Below are 15327 nucleotides of genomic sequence, written 5' to 3' on the forward strand. Positions count from 1 at the left end.
ACTCATCGTGTGTTTTTTTCGCTGACAATTTTGTAGTAAATAGATACGGATGAAACGTAAAAGATTAGATACGTTAACACATATAATCCCATGACTGAAAAAATAATCGTCGTTAAAGAAGGCAAATCTTTTATGATTAGGATGACTGTGTAATATAAAAGGAACCAGCTGTGCAGCAGCCCCAGCAGGAGCGGCGGCAAAAATACGAACAGCAATTGTTTTCGGATGATCTTTTTCATGTCTTTGTCGTCCACACCGATTTTTCGCAGAATGGCGTAGTGTTCCCGTTCTTCTGTAGCTTCGCGGAGCTGTTTAAAGTAAATGACACTCCCTAAAGCAAACAATGCAATAACGGCAAAAAAGGCAACGGAGAACAGGATTAAAGAAGACGACTCCGTATCTACAGAATACATATCAATATAGGCAGAATAATAGGCATCTTCTGTTTTCATAATGAGATCGTATATTTCTCGTGATACATCATTTGATGTTTTGGGATCTTCGATTTGATAAATTTCAAATGAAGAAAGGGTGTGATGTTCTCTTAAGTTCTCAAAAGCCTCGTTTGAAATAATGAGTACTGAAGGCTGCGGCTTGGTATTGCCGCCAGGGCTCGTTGGGATACTTAACAGCGGGTATCGTATTTTTTCGACTACACGAAATGTATGGTCTTCCAAAACGGTCATTTCAGGCTGAGAACTTTTAAATTTTTCCGGTTTATCAATTCCTCTTGTTAATACAATGGCTTCTTCACCTTTTAGATCTGCTTTTTCACCCATTTTTCGCAAATCAACAATTGCATTTAATTGGGATTCCGGAAAAAGGTAAAATTCCTCGGTGTAATATTCGGGATGGCTAAAAAATGCATTTCTATTTTGAATTTTTTCTGTTTGTATGCCCGTAATGGTCTCATGATCAATGATTGGATGAGAGTCATTCATGATTTGTTCAATTTGTTTTTGAGTTTCAGCATCCTGGGTCGAAATGGCAATATGGTTCGGGAATTCTTTTTTTACAACTTCACCTTTCACAGCGTAATCTACAGCAATAAATCCGACTGTAAAGATGACAATTGCACTAATCAGTGAATTGAATGTAAAATTGATGGTATTTCCCCGAATGGAAAAACGGAGAGAGGATATCCATAACATTTTACTGCCAATAAAATAATTTTTCCTTTGACTCAGTTTTTGCAGCATCCATCCGGAAAACTGACGGAAAAATAAATACGTTCCGGCAATCAGAGCCACAGATACAGCAGTTAATGTTTCTTTAAAATGGTCTTTCCAGATGTCCGTATCTCCTATGGTAATCATATAGTAAGACCCGGCAATCAATATAATGGACAATAACGCCAGGCCAAAAGAAAATGTAAATGGTTTATCCATTTTTTCCTTTGCATGAAACAATTCCACTAACTGGACACGCCGGACATTAAAATAACTTTGAATTGTAATAATGATGATTAATAAGGCAAATAACAGAACTGTTGATACAATCGCTTCCAATGGAAAAGCAAAAGAAATGTTCTCATTGTAGCGCATTAAGTTCATTAATACCGCACCGAAAAACTTCGAAAGCAATCCACCGATTAAGATACCGCTGGAAACCGAAATGGCGCTCAAGAATAATGTTTCAAAGAAGACCATTGCGGCAACTTGCCGTTCTTTCATCCCGTAAAGTAAATACATGCCGAACTCTTTTTTTCGCTGTTTCATGAAAAAGGAGTTCGCGTACAAAATAAAGAAGACAATAAACAAGAAGACGATCACCGAAGCAAGGGAAATAACCATTTTGTAGTTTTCTTTATTTTGAATGGCTTCGACTACATCTTTGTTAAACATTAGACCAGAGAAGGTAAAGTAAATGACAACCCCGACAAACATGGAAATGAAATAAATGGAATACAAACGGAAGTTCCGCTTCATGTTCCTCCATGATAAATCCACTAAGTTCATCGCCGGCCACTTCCTATAGCACTTTGAATCGTCAGGATGCGGTCAAAGAATTCCTTTTCCGTCTGCTCCCCTTTAAACATTTCGTTGACGATTTTTCCATCACGGAGAAAAACTACCCGGTGACAGTAGCTGGCTGCATACGGATCATGAGTAATCATCAGAACGGTTGTCTTGAATGTTTCATTGAGCAATTGAATTTGTTCCAGCAGCTGGGTAGCAGATCGGGAATCGAGTGCACCCGTTGGTTCATCAGCAAATACAATTGCGGGATTAGTAATAATTGCCCGTGCGGCAGCTGTACGCTGTTTCTGACCGCCGGAAATTTCAGAAGGATATTGATGTAAAATTGATTCAATATTTAAGGCATCAATCAATTTTGCTATTCGCTTTTCCATTTCGGCAACAGGTGTTTTTTGCAGTGAAAGCGGGAGGAGGATATTCTCCTTCACTGTTAAGGTATCCAGTAAGTTATAGTCTTGAAAAATAAATCCCATTCTTTTTTGGCGGAACTCCCGCAGGTCTTTCTTTTTCATATCTAAAAGGGAATTTCCCTCTATCCAAACATTCCCCCCGCTAAAGGCATCAATGGTTGATAGAGTATTCATTAACGTCGTTTTTCCGGAGCCAGAGGGACCCATAATGGCAGTCAATTCCCCCCGTTCAACAGTCAAATCAATATTTTTTAAGACCTGTGTTTTTCCATAAGATTTCGATAGGTTTTTTGTTTGTATCATCTTGGTCATGATTTCGACCTCCTTCTCTACCTACTATACCGGCCATTTTTCCCGCCAGCCATCGATGTAACAGAATGTAAAGTGACACTTTTGTCATGTTGAAGGCAGAGTCGGCAGGATCGAATGCAGACGATCTTATTGAAGGGAAAAAAACAAGCAGACGCATTGACATGGACTGCTTGTTTTTCGACTTAGTTGTATGTGCATTTTTTGAGGCACTGCTTCTCGGCTTGTCCTTTTCTATTTAATGCTGATACCTTTCTTTCCTTATAAAACTAAAATGCCAGCGCATATAAAGGCAGGCTCCAATATAATAGATGGCTGACCACCATACTTGCCAGCCCTTATATACTACGTAGCCAAAGTAACTGGATAGGACTTCGTAACATACAGAAAAACCGACCCAAAACAAAAGGTAAAGCAAAAATTTCTTCTTTGGTTTAGGCATGAAGTTAACATATAGGATTCCGAATGTTGCCGGCAGGGTGATTTCAATAAATAAATCAAAAAGCTGGGGACCTGGATCCAATAAGTCGTATAGGTCTAAAACATGCCCAAAAATCAAATCTGCAAGGAGCGCATTTAGAGTGACAGCCAGCCAGGTTGTATAAAGCTCCTGCCGGGTTAATTTTAATGGAATAATGAAAATCAATATAGAGTTGATAGCAAGCGTTGTTATTGTAAAGATATAAACCATTCAGATTCTCCGGGTTTTTATAGATTTATTTCTTATCTATCTTGCCCTCTTTTTGAAATTTATCTGCTTATTTGGCGGAGAAGTGAGTTTCTATTAAAAGTAGTTCATTTACTGTAATGAATCCTATTTACATTTGGACTGGAACCTAAAGATAAGTTCATCCAATATCTGACTGTTTTTTATAGTATCAGGATGCTCTAAACCTTTCTTTATTCCAGTTTCAATAAGTGTTTTTCTAAAAAGTTGAATCTTCCTTCTAAGTTCACTGCAAAAATGACACATTTATTTACTCCTTTAAATAATAAAAGTCCAGGAACTATTATTGCAAATTAAGGAAAAACATTGAATCATTTCGACAAAACTAGTCTCTAAATGACAAAAAATTAATAAACAGAGGAGTGTTTTGAGAGGATTGAATTACCGCTCAATGCAAATAATATCTAAAAACTTTCCGGAGTGGAAAATGATCTTACAAATTGCCTCAGTTGCTGTGTTTAATTTGATATTATATAAGACCATTAAAGGGATATCAGCCAATAAAATTGTCCATATTTGGGTTTTTACTATTGCATTCCAACTATTCTTTGATATTTTTATCGATCTAAAGTACAAAGGATACTGGTACTTTACTCAAGGAATAGACTGGGTAGCACTTCCTGCTTACACAATCTTAATTCCGCCCATAAATTTGATGTTTATCAATTGGTACCCTTTTAATGGATCTTTCATGAAAAAGGTAAGTTACTTTCTTATTTGGGAAATCTTCCTGCTGACCTATGAAGCTATTGCCATGCTGCCTCATCCATTCGGCTTTTTTCATTATGGCTGGTGGAGTATATGGTATTCTGCCATTGTTAATCCGATTCTATTAACCATACTTATTGGGTATTACAAATGGATTAGTGTATTAGAAAAGAAAGCTTGTGTCTAAAAAGGGCTGCTGAGGCAGCTCTTTTTTTCCTATTCTCCTTATGGCATAATTTTCTAAGACAAAGGAGTGAGAGGATGCAGAAAGTATTCATTATTGAGGATGATCCGAAAATCGCGGAGCACCTGCAGTCACACTTAGTGAAATATGGCTATGAAGCTGCGGCTGCGGAACAGTTCGATAATGTGATGGGGGAATTTCATAAGCATAAACCGGATCTTGTGCTCCTGGATATTAATCTCCCGAGCTTTGATGGCTATTACTGGTGCAGGCAAATCCGCAAGGAGTCGATTTGTCCGGTTATCTTCATTTCCGCACGGGTAGGGGAGATGGACCAGGTGATGGCGCTTGAGAATGGCGGCGATGATTTCATCACCAAGCCGTTCCATCCGGAAATTGTGATGGCGAAAATCCGCAGCCAGCTTCGGCGGGCTTACGGGGAATATGCCACGCAGGCCCAGGAACGAGTTCTCGAGGCAGAGGGATTGAAGCTGTTTCCGGAAAGGCTGGAATTGTGTTTCCGTGATAAAACCGTTCCGCTGTCCAAAAAAGAAGCTGATATTATTGAGAATTTACTGGAGCGGCACCCGCGTGTGGCCGGTCGTGAAGACTTGCTAGAAAAGCTGTGGGATGAACAGGTCTATGTGGATGAAAATACGCTGAATGTGAATATGGCGAGGGTAAGAAAAAAATTTGAGGCAATCGGGCTTTCAGGAGCGGTCGAAACAGTGAGAGGCGCAGGCTACCGTTTGATCGTTACCTGGTGAAAGGCTGGAGAAACATGAAATTATTCCTTAAAGAGCATGCGTTACTAATCGCTGTACAGGTCGTTCAATTTTTTATGATTCTGGCCATTTACTGGCTGGATGGCTATCGTCATCTATTGCCAGCCCTTTATGGCATCTTTCTCGGCTTATTCTTTCTCACGGCATACCTGACATACCACTATTTTAGCCGCCGCAAGTTTTATAAGAGGCTGACGGAGGAACTTGCTTCCCTTGACGATTCTTTTCAAACAACAGAGAACTCACCGATTTCACAGGCGCTGGATCATCTGCTGAAGGAACAGTACAGACATTACCAGACGAGAATTAAAGAGCTGGAATCCAGGCAGGAGGAGCATCTGAAGTTTATGGATCAATGGGTCCACCAGATGAAAACCCCGCTTTCTGTCATTGAACTGATTGCGCAAAACCTGGATGAACCTGATTCCTCCAGTATTCGTGAAGAGACGGACCGGATGAAAACGGGCTTGAACACCATCCTCTATATGGCGAGACTCAGGACGATCGAACAGGATTTTCATATCAAACCTGTACACTTATCCCAAATCATTCATGAAGTGAATGGAGAAAACAAACGGCTTTATATCCGGAACGGGGTGTATCCAAATCTCCAGCAGGAGAAGCAGGACATGATCGTGGAGACAGATGAGAAATGGCTTTTCTTTATGCTTTCTCAGCTGATCAATAATGCGGTCAAGTATTCCAGAGGGAAGAGCAATCGAATTGATATTTCCATTTTTGAAAAAAACGGAGAAGCTGTTTTAGAAGTGAAGGACTTTGGCGCCGGGATTCCGGAAGCAGACAAGCGCCGTGTGTTTGAACCTTTTTATACGGGTGAAAATGGACGGAAATTCAGAGAATCCACAGGTATGGGGCTGTACTTGACGAAGGAGGCAGCCGATCATCTTGGCCATCGCATTGAGCTGGAATCCAAGATGGGGGAAGGGTCTCTTTTCCGGCTGATCTTTGGAAAAACACAGAACCTTACAGCCTTGTAAGGTAAGTGAAAGAGAAATCGATTTTTTGAAATGGGTATAGAAGATATACTGATCACAAGTCAACTGAATGTGAAAGGAGAACTTGTGATGCTAAAAGTGAAGCAAGTAAGCAAGATTTATGAAGGAAAGATCGCCTATCGTGCGTTAACAGATATTAACTTAACTATTGATGAAGGTGAGTTCGTCGGAATCATGGGTCCTTCGGGAAGCGGAAAAACGACACTGCTGAACATGATTGCCACCATTGATGAACCGACAACAGGGGAAATCCTGATCAATGAAAGAAATCCCCATGTCTTAAAAAAAGAGGCATTGGCCCAATTCCGCCGCCGTGAATTAGGATTTGTCTTCCAGGACTTCAACCTTCTTCATACCTTGACGGTTGAAGAAAATATAGTCCTGCCGCTAACATTGGACGGGAAAAAAGTGAAGGAAATGAAAGACAAGGCATACGAAATCGCTGAAAAACTGGGAATTACAGGCATTATGAAAAAGCGGACGTATGAAATATCAGGCGGACAGGCGCAAAGAGCCGCTGTGGCTAGAGCGATGATTCATACGCCGAAGCTGCTGCTGGCGGATGAACCTACAGGGAATTTGGATTCCAAGTCTTCCAAAGATGTAATGGAAATGCTTGAGTCGATTAATAAGATTGAGAAGACAACCATGATGCTCGTCACACATGATGCGCAGGCCGCGAGCTATTGCAACAGGGTCATTTTCATCCGCGACGGAAAATTCTATTCGGAGATTCACCGCGGTGATAACCGCCAGGCCTTTTTCCAGAAGATCATCGATACACTTTCTTTGCTTGGAGGGGATGCACATGACCTTTCGTCAGTTCGCGTTTAATAACGTCATACGGAACAAACGCTTATATGCAGCCTACTTCCTCAGCAGTTTATTTACAGTCATGGTCTTCTTTACCTTCTCGATTTTTGCGAATCATCCAGCATTAAGCGGGGATGGCATGAACTCAACTGTAACGAAGGGAATGAATGCAGCAGCAGGCATTATCTATGTGTTTTCGTTCTTTTTTGTTTTATATTCTATGAGTTCTTTTCTGCAGTCCCGGAAAAAAGAGTTTGGGTTATTAATGATCCAGGGCATGTCCATGAAACAGATTCGTCTCATGGTGTTTTTGGAAAATATGCTGATTGGCTTTCTGGCAACCCTAAGCGGAATCCTCCTCGGTGTTGTATTTGCAAAGGCGATTTTGCTGCTGGCTGAAAATGTGCTGATTATTGAAAGGGCACTGTCTTTTTATTTTCCAGTGAAGGCCATCCTGATCACTTTCATTTCTTTTATTATTTTATTTTTCTTTATCTCCTTATTTGTGACGTATGTTCTGCGCAGCAAAAAGCTGATTGAATTAATAAAGGGAAATAAAATGTCAAAGGGTGAGCCGAAAGCGAATCTTTTCTTAACGATGCTGGCTGTCCTATTATTAGGTGCGGGGTATGCTGCTGCACTAATCGCAAAAGGGTTAGTCGTTGTAGCGGCAATGGTGCCGGTGATCATCGTTGTCTGCATTGGCACCTACCTGTTATTTACGCAATTAAGTGTTTATATTATTAGAAGATTAAAGAAAAATGAACGTGTTTTTTGGTTTAAGACCAATATGCTGCTGTTTTCAGATCTGGCCTTTCGCATGAAGGATAATGCACGAACCTTCTTCATGGTGGCGATGGTTTCAACAGTTGCGTTCAGTGCAATTGGTTCTTTATTCGGTTTTCAAACCGTGCTGACCTCAAACATAAAAAATGTCAATTCCACAACGTTTTCCTATAAAACTTCTGAAGAAAATGAAATGAAGAGTGTTGAGTTTATCAATCAAACGTTAAAGGAAGAAAAGATTGAAGCGGATTCGGAGCATACTGTTTTACGCTACTTTGAAGTTGGCGGGGATTCCATTCTGATTGCGGGTCAATCCGATTTTAACCGCTTTGCCGAGCTCATTGATGAAGATCCGGTTGACTTAAAAGACGGGCAAGTAATGACAGTTGAGTTTGAAGGGACCAACTTCGGGCAAACGAAGGAACTCCTGAATGAAACGATTACACTGAAGTCCGGCACTGTTTTGAAGCCAAAGGAAGTCATTCATTCGAAAGCACTGCCGGCAACAGATTCCTATTTTATCGTGTCAGATGAAGACTATCAAAAGCTTCCTGAACCAGAGTTTCAGGAAAGCTATTACGCCTGGCAGGCAACAGATGGAGAGGAAAGGGTAATGGCTGCCTCTGAAAAGCTGTACAAGGAACTGCCAAGATATGAAATTACATCAGTAGACTACGAAATATATGAGATTATGAAAGGCTACGGGCCCATTTTATTTGTCGGTCTGTTTATCGGGATTGTCTTTTTCGTATCAGCCGGCAGCTTCCTGTACTTCAGGCTCTACATGGACCTGGATGAAGATAAACAAAAATTCAGATCGATTTCCAAGATGGGGTTAACCGAGAAAGAGCTGAAAAAGGTTTTAAACAGACAGACCATGATTCTGTTTTTCGCGCCGATCCTCGTCGCTCTTATCCATGGTGCTGTAGCCCTGACAGCGTTATCGAACCTGTTCTACTTTAACCTGTTTAAGGAATCAGTTGCTGTTCTGAGTGTTTTCCTGGCCATCCAGGTTGTTTACTTCTTTATAGTGCGCTTTTTCTATACGAAGCAGATTAAGGCGTCGATTTAATTTTATAAGAATTGTGGGGGGCCAGATTGAATCTGGCCCTTTTTTAATTGAAAATGACAAGGGAAAGGGGAATGGAAAACCGGTCAGAGGAGTCCGAACTTGGAGCCACTTCGGACAGGAAAAGGAGAAATCCGAACAGAAGAGCCGAACCTGATACTCATTCGGGGAATGAGGGACTCCGCAGTTTTATCATACTCACCCTCAAAGCTGCATATAGAAAAGAGAATATAAACCTATGCAGGAGTGATGGAATGGCAATCTTGGTTACAGGAGGAGCAGGTTATATTGGTTCACATATTGTAGATCTACTCATTCGAAAAGGGTATGAAACAGTGGTAATTGATCATTTGGCTGCGGGCCACAGGCAGGCGGTCCATCCGAAGGCAGCCTTCTATGAGGGGGATATCAGATCGCAGGATTTTCTGAATAGTGTCCTTTCCAGTGAGCGAATAGAGGCAGTCTTTCATTTTGCGGCATCATCCCTGGTAGGGGAATCGATGAAAAATCCTCTAAATTACTATGATAATAATGTACTTGGTTCTCATAGCCTCCTAAAAGCTTTAGAAGCACATAAGGTTAAACAGCTTGTGTTTTCGTCCACCGCCGCAGTATATGGTGATGCGAAAAGCCAGCCTATACGGGAAGACGCGCCGCTCAAGCCTGAAAGCCCGTATGGCGAGACAAAGCTTGCCGTTGAACGGATGCTCCATTGGTGGGCGCAGGCATCAGGAGCCAGGTTCGTGTCGCTCCGTTATTTTAATGCTGCAGGGGCAAAGGCATCAGGGGAGATTGGCGAAGACCATCAGAACGAGACACACCTGATCCCGATTATCCTGCAGGCGGCACTTGGAAAAAGAGAATCTGTCTCCATTTTTGGTGATGATTATCCAACAAAGGATGGTACTTGTATAAGGGACTATATTCATGTAGAAGATTTGGCTGAAGCCCATCTGCTGGCACTCCGTTACCTGGAAGAGGGAGGGGATAGCACTGTCTTTAATCTGGGGGGCAGCAAAGGGATTTCTGTAAAAGAAGTAATTGAAACCGCAGCTGTGGTAACAAACAGATATTTTAAAGTGACGATTGCTCCCCGTCGGTCTGGAGACCCGGCAGAACTGGTTGCTTCATCAGAAAAAGCAAGGTCAATGCTGAAATGGGAGCCACAAAAAACAAGTATCCGCCAGATCATCGAGGATGCCTGGAGCTGGCACAGGTCCCATCCTGACGGATATCGCAAATCATAATCGAATCTGCCTTAAGTATTGTGAAAATTTCTCCTTCAGTTCAGGTCTTTGCAGGGCATAATCAATCGAGGCTTTAAGAAAGCCAAATTTATCTCCAATATCATAACGGCTTCCCCGGATCAGGTACGAATAAATTCTTTCCCGGCGAAGCAAAGCATGGAGGGCATCTGTCAGCTGCGAGCTCGCCTTTGCTGTCCGGGCTTCCGTTCTCAAGCATGTCAAAGATCGACGGTGTTAAGATATAGCGGCCAATAATCGCATGCAGATGGGGCTTTTTCAGCAGGAGGTTTTTCCACGAGGCTATCCACTTTGTATAATGGGCCCCTCTGTTCTGAATAGCCGACAATTCCATATTTATTGACTTCAGACAAAGGAACCTCACTGCATCCGAGGATGCTTGCCCCTGTTTGGTTATACTGCTCAATCATTTGCAGCATGGCAGGAGGCTCCCCATCAATTATATCATCGCCAAGGAGGACGGCAAACGGCTCCCTGCCAATGAACTTTCTCGCGCATAAAATAGCGTGCCCCAATCCGAGCGGCTCCTTTTGCCTGACATAATGGATATCAGCCATATTGGTTATTTCGCGAACTTCCTCAAGCATTTCAAGCTTTCCGGTTTTCTGCAGCAGCAGCTCCATTTCAACCGATTTATCAAAGTGATCTTCAATAGCCCGTTTGTTTCTCCCGGTTATGATGATGATATCTTCAATCCCGGAAGCAATGGCTTCCTCGACAATGTATTGAATGGCGGGCTTGTCGACAATGGGGAGCATTTCCTTTGGCTGTGCCTTTGTGGCCGGCAGAAACCGGGTTCCAAGGCCTGCAGCGGGAATGACCGCTTTTTTAATCATTTAATTCCCCCTTTATTTAGAAATGCTGTCACCTATTTTTATGAGCGGGCAGGTTGTATTATCCCTTTATGGTGTGAATTTGGCTGTTCGGGAATATTTTGGACGTGTTCGTGAACCCTAAGCCTGTAAATAATCTTGAACCTAGAGGTGTAGAGATTGCTTTTGAAAAAAAACACAGCCGAGAAAAATCTCCTTATTCTCGCCATTATTGCTTTGGTCCTGTTTGTATCCCCTTTGTATATATTAGGTGAAAACGCGCATATCCGCGTTCATGATAATCTGGATTCCAATCTGGCCTGGTATAAAGTCCTGGCTGAAAGCGGGCAGCTGACAGGTTCAATAGATGCTGTTATTCCGCAGATTATAAATGGAAATCTGTCCAGAAATGCATTTGGCTCTGAATTTACTTTAATTGTGTGGCTGTATGCCCTCTTCCCGACGATGATTGCCTATGCACTCAGCCAGACGATTACAAGGGTATTTGCCTTTATCGGCATGTATTTGCTTTTGAAAAAGCACTTCCTTAAAGAAGAGAAGTGGGGACCCATTACGATTGGGACAGCTCTAGCTTTTGCTTTCACGCCATTTTGGCCTTCCGGTATGCTGAGCACGCTTGGGATGCCGCTTGCGCTCTGGGCGTTTTTAAATATCAGGCAAGGGGAAAGATCCTGGAAAAATATCCTGGTCCTAACTCTATTGCCATTATACTCGAGCATCGTTCTTGGATTTTTCTTTTTCCTGAGCGCCATGGGGATATTTTGGCTGACAGATGTAATCAGAAAAAGAGCATGGAATTGGCCATTTATACTGTCCATTGCCTATATGACTGGAATCTTTTTTATCGTGGAATACAGGCTTGTTTTTTCCTTTTTGTTTGACGATGAGCCGAACAGCCGGGATGAATATTTTCATGCGAGATTAACCTTCTGGCATTGCGTGAGGCTGACATTAAAAAACTTTGCTCTAGGGCACCACCATGTTGCCTCGATGCATACTCTGGTCATTCTTCCGCTGATGTTCGTGGCGCTATTTATGACGATAAGGCAGAAAAATTGGAAGAAGGAAAAGGTGTTTTTATTTCTTTTCTTGCTTAACTTTGCCCTATCAGCATGGTATGCCTTCTGGTTTTACAAAGGCTGGATGCCGCTTACAGAGCGTTACCATGTTCTGGATACATTCAATTTTGCCAGGTATCATTTTTTAAGGCCTCTGGTTATCTATGTGCTTTTCGCGCTCTCCTTGAAAATCATTTGGTCCCATGGACCGTTCTGGAGGCGGCTGGTTCCGGTTTTTGTGCTGGGGCAGGTGATTACCGTTTCATTTTTTAACGAGGAAATCCTTTTTCAGGATAAGCCAACGATCAAGCAATTTTATGCTGAAGAGCAGTTCTTGGATGTTAAAGAATATATTGGGCAACCGCAGGAGGAATACCGTGTTGCAAGCATTGGCCTTCATCCTGCCATTGCCCAGTATAATGGCTTCTACACGCTGGATACGTATAATAATTTTTACCCCTTAACATACAAATATCAATTTCGGAAAATCATTGAGAAAGAACTGGAAAAAAACAAAGGTATCCGGATTTATTTTGATGAATGGGGCGGAAGGTGCTATCTCTTTACGGACGAGCTTGGAAAGCATTATATGTTTAAAAAGCGGACGAAAAAAAGGCTGAAGAATCTTGAGTTGAATACAGAAGCCTTTAAGGCCATGGGCGGTTCTTATCTTTTTTCATCCGTCCCGATCGACAATGCTGAAGATAATCAGCTTAGGCTGGAGAAGGTTTTTGAATCAAAAAGCTCTGTGTGGAAAATCTACCTTTATAAAGCCATATAAGCAGGGGGAATTAGAATGACCAACCCGGTACTCACCATCGTAGTTCCTTGCTATAACGAAGAGGAGGTACTGCAGGATACCATTGATCAGCTGAATGGGCTGCTTGAAGAATTACTGAATGAGGATCTTGTTGCTGATAAAAGCAAAATATTGTTTGTGGATGATGGCAGCAGGGACAGGACCTGGCAGATCATTTATAAGCAGAGCCTGAATAACCCAAAAGTACGGGGGCTGAAGCTTGCCAGAAATGCAGGACATCAGAATGCCCTGCTTGCGGGATTAACAGCCGCAGGAAAAATATCGGATTGCACGGTTTCCATTGATGCCGATCTTCAGGATGATATTGCCGTGATCCGGGAGTTTATCCTGAAATTCCGTGAAGGATATGACATTGTCTATGGAGTAAGGAAAAAAAGGGACAGTGATACGTTTTTCAAAAGAAGCACGGCACAGGGATTTTATAAACTAATGAAGAAAATGGGCGTAGATCTTGTCTATAATCATGCTGATTTCCGCCTGATGAGCAAGCGTGCCCTGGAAGAGCTGCGAGCGCTATGAGGAAACCAATCTTTTTTTACGCGGAATTGTGCCCTTGCTGGGCTATAAAACGGCCCATGTTTACTATGACCGCAAAGAGAGGCTTGCCGGAGAAACGAAGTATCCTCTGAAAAAAATGCTGGCCCTTTCCTTTGAGGGCATTACTTCTTTTTCCGTGACGCCGATCCGGATGGTATTGGCATTGGGGATCGGTTCTTTTTTTATCAGCTTTCTATTTGGCCTCTACTTCCTAGGATTGCGCTATTTTGGCGAAACGGAAACCGGCTGGACATCATTAATCGCCTCGATCTGGATGCTTGGGGGGCTTCAGCTGACAGCTATTGGCCTGGTGGGGGAATATATCGGGAAAATCTATAAAGAGACAAAACGCAGACCTAAATTTTCGATTGAAGTAGATGCGTTTAATTTACCGATTTCCCGCCATTTAATTACGGACGGAGACCATGATGATGAGTTCGCGGACATTCATTTTGGAACATTATCTGAAACGAACTGATACCTTTATTCGATTTTTGCTTGTGGGAACATTGAATACAATTGTCGGGCTATCTATGATATTTATGCTGCTGGATTTGGCGGGGATGTCGTATTGGACTGCAACATTTCTGGGAAACAGTGCGGGGGCAGCGGTCAGCTATTTCCTCAACAGATCGTTCACCTTTAGGAGCAGGGCCCGCATTCAAAGCAGTGCGGTGCGCTTCATTTTCATTCTGTTTTTGTGCTATATTCTTTCTTATTCCATAAGCGGCATGGCTACAGAGTTTATCCAGACTTTTACCCTGCTCGGGCATGATGTTTCGCCTGAAGAGCTTGCGGTTCTTTTGGGAGCGGGCATTTACACATCAACTAACTATATTGGGCAAAAATACCTCGTTTTTACTAAATAGTGAAACTATTGCCAACATAGCAGGTTTGGGAATGTTACGGGGGAGCCAAATTAGTCTCACGTATTAAAGGTGAGACTAATTTTATTTACAGTAAATCCTGTCTGTATTTTTCTGTTCATTCATTTACAAAAAAATTATGGCAAAATAGAAGACTTTCTTTTAATTCTTGACTAACCCTGTCTGAATCGTAGGCACAAACAGACAGAAGTTTTGTTTTGGCAACAATTAGATCAGCTTCTTTTTCAGATGCCGATAATTTTTTGCTGACTTCCAGTTCGTCACGCCATTCGACATGAGCCCAGCTCCGGACAGTTAAATCCTGTTCTGAATAACCTTCAATTAAGTTTGGGAGGTAATCGAAAATAGAATTAACTCTAAAGTCCCCCTTGGCATAATAGAAGTCATAATTATTGATGAACTTTACTTTTTTCAGGCAGCTCTTATTCAACTTCATTGTGAGGCTTTCCTTAATCAGTGGAGTCATTCGGTCATTTTCTATAATGATGGAGTATTCATTTCGTTCTAATCCGGAAAGAACAAATTCAATAACATTTGAAATATATTGGTCCTGGTTCTTGAAGAAATATAATACATGTCCCTTAGTAAGGTCTTGCATAGCATGAACTTCTTTTAGATGTATCCTTTCAAATTTGCACCCCGCAGAATTCTGACATTTTATGCCTGCTAATTCAGTTTATCATACTTTGATCTTGAAAAGGGTTCATCAGGGAAAGGAGAAATTCGTCTTTCGAAACCCTTGTTGATTGATTGTAAATAAAATGCAATAGTGTTACCCTGAAACGACATAGTGCATTTCCTATGTAAAAAGGAGCGAATACACTATGCTTAGTAAGGAAGAAAACTTACTATTTATTAGAGAACTTGGACGTTTGCAGGCTGATTTTGAGAACTGCAGCGATGATCAAGTATGCAACAGCATTCATCAGGATATTCTTTTACTTCTTAAGGCTCTATCTATGACTGCTATGAAATAGCAGTTTTTTTGTTTAATATTTGAAGTGTGAGTACGCTCGAATGGAGATACGATGTTTTCTATTGTGTGTTTTCTTGCATATAATTCTGAAAAGTGTTAATCTGAATAAGAATTATTTTTGTTCGGTGTAAAGGATAGTTTGAGTAAAACTTTACGTCTTGATGA

At 41.7% G+C, this 15327-nt stretch carries 14 protein-coding genes and 2 pseudogenes; 10 read left to right on the forward strand and 6 right to left on the reverse strand.

The genetic code is table 11. The annotated features are described in order from the left end of the window. Nucleotides 1-2 precede the first annotated feature (2 nt). The 4 genes from ACXAD1_RS02690 to ACXAD1_RS02705 all read right to left on the reverse strand — a co-directional run bounded on the left by ACXAD1_RS02690 (nt 3) and on the right by ACXAD1_RS02705 (nt 3671). Entirely contained in the window at nt 3-1958 is a 1956-nt protein-coding gene (locus ACXAD1_RS02690; RefSeq protein ID WP_474909395.1) for an FtsX-like permease family protein, read from the reverse strand. Next, nucleotides 1955-2701 (reverse strand): ABC transporter ATP-binding protein, encoded by a 747-nt coding sequence (locus ACXAD1_RS02695; RefSeq protein ID WP_474909396.1) that lies wholly within the window; start codon nt 2699-2701, stop codon nt 1955-1957. The genes ACXAD1_RS02690 and ACXAD1_RS02695 overlap by 4 nt, the downstream gene beginning before the upstream one ends. A 235-nt stretch (nt 2702-2936) precedes the next feature. Further along, the gene (locus ACXAD1_RS02700; protein ID WP_474909397.1) at nt 2937-3389 is read right to left on the reverse strand and encodes a hypothetical protein; all 453 of its coding nucleotides are present in this window, start codon (nt 3387-3389) and stop codon (nt 2937-2939) included. A gap of 123 nt (nt 3390-3512) precedes the next feature. After that, entirely contained in the window at nt 3513-3671 is a 159-nt protein-coding gene (locus ACXAD1_RS02705) for a Spo0E family sporulation regulatory protein-aspartic acid phosphatase (RefSeq protein WP_206841132.1), read from the reverse strand. Nucleotides 3672-3852: 181 nt separating this feature from the next. Here ACXAD1_RS02705 and ACXAD1_RS02710 point away from each other — a divergent pair, with 181 nt between their 5' ends. The 6 genes from ACXAD1_RS02710 to galE all read left to right on the forward strand — a co-directional run bounded on the left by ACXAD1_RS02710 (nt 3853) and on the right by galE (nt 10033). Further along, the gene (locus tag ACXAD1_RS02710) at nt 3853-4320 is read left to right on the forward strand and encodes a hypothetical protein (protein ID WP_474909398.1); all 468 of its coding nucleotides are present in this window, start codon (nt 3853-3855) and stop codon (nt 4318-4320) included. Nucleotides 4321-4394: 74 nt separating this feature from the next. Next, on the forward strand, nt 4395-5084 hold the full coding sequence (locus tag ACXAD1_RS02715) for a response regulator transcription factor (protein ID WP_474909399.1): 690 nt from the start codon (nt 4395-4397) through the stop codon (nt 5082-5084). 14 nt (nt 5085-5098) lie between these two features. Then, nucleotides 5099-6100, forward strand: a complete 1002-nt coding sequence (locus ACXAD1_RS02720) for a sensor histidine kinase (RefSeq protein WP_474909400.1) — start codon at nt 5099-5101, stop codon at nt 6098-6100. 87 nt (nt 6101-6187) lie between these two features. After that, nucleotides 6188-6952 carry an ABC transporter ATP-binding protein gene (locus tag ACXAD1_RS02725; RefSeq protein ID WP_474909401.1) on the forward strand — a complete coding sequence of 255 codons (765 nt, stop codon included), beginning with the start codon at nt 6188-6190 and terminating at the stop codon, nt 6950-6952. After that, complete coding sequence (locus tag ACXAD1_RS02730) at nt 6927-8789, forward strand: ABC transporter permease (RefSeq protein WP_474909402.1); 1863 nt, start codon at nt 6927-6929, stop codon at nt 8787-8789. Before ACXAD1_RS02725 ends, ACXAD1_RS02730 begins: the two co-directional genes overlap by 26 nt. Nucleotides 8790-9040: 251 nt before the next feature. After that, complete coding sequence (gene galE / locus ACXAD1_RS02735) at nt 9041-10033, forward strand: UDP-glucose 4-epimerase GalE (RefSeq protein WP_474909403.1); 993 nt, start codon at nt 9041-9043, stop codon at nt 10031-10033. Here galE and galU read toward each other — a convergent pair. After that, nucleotides 10028-10887: pseudogene (gene galU / locus ACXAD1_RS02740) on the reverse strand (UTP--glucose-1-phosphate uridylyltransferase GalU). The gene galE and the pseudogene galU sit on opposite strands and share 6 nt — an antisense overlap. Nucleotides 10888-11043: 156 nt before the next feature. Here galU and ACXAD1_RS02745 point away from each other — a divergent pair. The 3 genes and pseudogenes from ACXAD1_RS02745 (at nt 11044) to ACXAD1_RS02755 (ending at nt 14168) form a co-directional block, all read left to right on the forward strand. After that, nucleotides 11044-12723, forward strand: coding sequence for a DUF6044 family protein (locus ACXAD1_RS02745; protein WP_370224298.1), 1680 nt, complete (start codon nt 11044-11046; stop codon nt 12721-12723). A 15-nt stretch (nt 12724-12738) separates the two neighbouring features. Beyond that, nucleotides 12739-13777, forward strand: a pseudogene (locus tag ACXAD1_RS02750) (glycosyltransferase family 2 protein). Next, complete coding sequence (locus tag ACXAD1_RS02755; RefSeq protein WP_474909404.1) at nt 13752-14168, forward strand: GtrA family protein; 417 nt, start codon at nt 13752-13754, stop codon at nt 14166-14168. The pseudogene ACXAD1_RS02750 and the gene ACXAD1_RS02755 overlap by 26 nt, the downstream one beginning before the upstream one ends. 115 nt (nt 14169-14283) lie before the next feature. Here the strand turns inward: ACXAD1_RS02755 and ACXAD1_RS02760 are convergent, their stop codons facing one another. Next, nucleotides 14284-14784 (reverse strand): MEDS domain-containing protein, encoded by a 501-nt coding sequence (locus tag ACXAD1_RS02760; protein WP_474909405.1) that lies wholly within the window; start codon nt 14782-14784, stop codon nt 14284-14286. Between the two features lie 226 nt (nt 14785-15010). On the opposite strand from ACXAD1_RS02760, the gene ACXAD1_RS02765 reads away from it, so the two are divergent. Beyond that, entirely contained in the window at nt 15011-15163 is a 153-nt protein-coding gene (locus ACXAD1_RS02765; RefSeq protein ID WP_206841178.1) for a hypothetical protein, read from the forward strand. The last annotated feature ends 164 nt before the right edge of the window (nt 15164-15327 follow it).

This window comes from Cytobacillus sp. ABV4_503, assembly GCF_056158445.1.